Origin of the sequence: Flavobacterium sp., assembly GCF_044368625.1 — a bacterium.
GTDB lineage: Bacteria > Bacteroidota > Bacteroidia > Flavobacteriales > Flavobacteriaceae > Flavobacterium.
In genome coordinates, this window is the sequence record NZ_JBIPPD010000326.1 from 1 (window position 1) to 2,526 (window position 2,526).

Annotated in this window: 4 protein-coding genes; 3 read left to right on the forward strand and 1 reads right to left on the reverse strand. The window is 36.3% G+C overall.

The window, feature by feature from the left end; genetic code table 11:
* The 3 genes from ACIQ2X_RS15665 to ACIQ2X_RS15675 form a co-directional block, all read left to right on the forward strand.
* Positions 1-109, forward strand: a 109-nt coding sequence (locus ACIQ2X_RS15665; RefSeq protein ID WP_396179909.1) for a T9SS type B sorting domain-containing protein, incomplete at its 5' end; no start/stop codon positions are given.
* 5 nt (positions 110-114) lie between these two features.
* The gene (locus ACIQ2X_RS15670; RefSeq protein ID WP_396179906.1) at positions 115-1,101 is read left to right on the forward strand and encodes a type IX secretion system membrane protein PorP/SprF; all 987 of its coding nucleotides are present in this window, start codon (positions 115-117) and stop codon (positions 1,099-1,101) included.
* A gap of 63 nt (positions 1,102-1,164) precedes the next feature.
* Positions 1,165-1,677 carry a gamma carbonic anhydrase family protein gene (locus ACIQ2X_RS15675; protein WP_396179910.1) on the forward strand — a complete coding sequence of 171 codons (513 nt, stop codon included), beginning with the start codon at positions 1,165-1,167 and terminating at the stop codon, positions 1,675-1,677.
* A gap of 11 nt (positions 1,678-1,688) precedes the next feature.
* Here ACIQ2X_RS15675 and murI read toward each other — a convergent pair whose 3' ends face one another.
* Entirely contained in the window at positions 1,689-2,465 is a 777-nt protein-coding gene (gene murI, locus ACIQ2X_RS15680) for a glutamate racemase (protein ID WP_396179908.1), read from the reverse strand.
* Positions 2,466-2,526: the final 61 nt, after the last annotated feature.

Sequence of the window (2,526 nt, forward strand, 5' to 3'; positions counted from 1 at the left end):
AACTTACAACGGTCAGCCACTTCCTGCAACTGATTACTGGTTTACGATCAATTATCAAGAAGCTGGAATTAATAAAGAGTTTAGAGCACATTTTTCATTAAAACGTTAACCCCAATGAATTTTAAAAAAGGATATTTAGTACTATTATTGTTCATATCACAAATTTCATTTTCACAAGAAGGAATAGCCACTTATTCGGATTATTTATCGGATAATTATTATTTAATTCATCCCTCGATGGCGGGAGCTGCTAACTGTGCAAAAGTTAGAGTTACAGCGCGTCAACAATGGTTTGGAAATGACAACGCACCTGCTTTACAAACAGCCAGTTTTAATGGTCGAGTAGGTGATCAATCGGGTGCTGGTATTATTTTATTCAACGACGAAAATGGTTTTCATTCTCAAAGAGGATTTAAAGTGACTTATGCACACCACATTATGTTTTCTCGTTCTGATGTAGATTTGAACCAACTTTCGTTTGGTATGAGTGCTGGTTTGGTACAAAGTCAATTGGATCAAAGTCAGTTTGAAGGATTTGACCCAATTATTGACGGAGCCATTCAAAAAGATTCTTACTTTAATGTGGACATAGGAGCTTCTTATAACTACCTAGAATTTTACACCCATTTCACCGTTAAAAATGTGCTTGCAAGTAGAAGAGATATTTACACAGAAGTAGAGTCGGATAACTTGAGAAAATATTTGCTAAGTGCCGGTTATGTTTTTGGCGATAGCGAAATGCTACAGTGGGAACCATCTTTCTTGTTTCAATTGACGGATCAAACCAAAGAAAAATTAATTGACTTGAACGTTAAATTGTATAAGGATTTTGATTTTGGAAAGTTGTGGGGAGGTGTGTCGTACCGAAGAAGTTTTGACGCTACTCAGTATTTAGATAATGGTACAATCGAAACACAACGCTTACAATATGTTACGCCATTGGTTGGTTTGAACTACAAAAATTTTGTTTTTGCATACACGTATTCACACTTATTAGGCGATGTGAAGTTTGACCAAGGTGGTTTTCACCAAATTACTTTAGGAATCAACTTATTCTGTCAAAGAGAGAAGTGGGATTGTAATTGTCCTGCTATCAACTAATACATTAAAATATTATTTCATAAAGTCCCGCATTTTGTCGGGACTTTTTTAATACCAAAAATGATGATTATAAAAGCGGTTAACGGAAAAGCACCTCAAATTCCAGCAGATTGTTACGTGGCGGAAAACGCTACTATTGTGGGAGATGTAACTTTAGGGGCAAATTGTAGTGTATGGTTCAATGCGGTAATTCGTGGCGATGTCAATCAAATCACTATCGGAAATAAGGTCAATGTTCAAGATGGAGCAATCATTCATTGTACGTACCAGAAGCATCCCACAGTGATAGGAAACAATGTTTCTATCGGACACAATGCCATCGTTCACGGTTGTATTGTTGAAGATAATGTCTTGATTGGGATGGGAGCGATTGTGATGGATAATTGTATTATTAAAAGCAATTCGATTATTGCGGCTGGAGCTGTAGTCACTCAAAATACTATTGTGGAATCGGGTGTTATTTATGCAGGAGTGCCCGCTAAGAAAGTTAAGGAAATTAACCAATCAAATTTTGCTGGAGAAATTGACCGTATTGCAACCAATTATGTGATGTATTCGAGTTGGTTTAAAGAGTAATATCTAGTTCTTTAAAAATCCTTCTCAATAACATCATAACTGCCGTTCAAAATCTCTTTTAAAACTTTTGGATTACTGTTAGTATAAAACGTATGAAACAAAGCAGATGCAGTGTTAAAGCCTACATTTTGTTGTAATATGTATTGAGTTTGTCTGGCAACAGCTTCTCCAGAATCGATAATCTGAATACCGGGAGGCAAAATTTTCTTTATTTGAGGAATCAAATAGGGGTAGTGACTGCAACCTAAAACCAAATAATCGATATTAGCTGCGATCATTGGTTGTAAATAAGTTTGCAACAAATCGTTCATTTCTGGGGAGTCAATATCTCCGTTCTCGATGAGTTGTACCAATCCGTAACCCACTTGTTCTACAAATTTGATGTTTTGATATTGGGCGAGGCTTTTATTGAATAAAGCACTATTCAATGTGCCTTTTGTGGCCAAAATACCTATCGTGTGCGTTTTTGAATGCAAAGCGGCGGGTTTAATAGCTGGTTCAATACCGATAAACGGGATGTTGTATTTCTCGCGTAACTCTTTAATGGCATTTGTCGTGGCGGTATTGCAAGCTACGACAATGAGTTTGCAATTTTGTTCCAATAAAAGTTCGACATTTTTACAACTTAATGCCACAATTTCTTCCTTGGATTTCTGGCCGTATGGCGCGTTTTTACTATCTGCCAAATAAATAGTGCTTTCGTTTGGCAACAGTCGATGAATGGCACTCCAAATGGATGTTCCTCCAATGCCTGAATCAAAAAGTCCAATGGGATTATTGTTAATCATAAAACAAATATAAAAAAAAACTGCTCAAGCTTTTAAAAACTTGAACAGTGATTCATTAAAA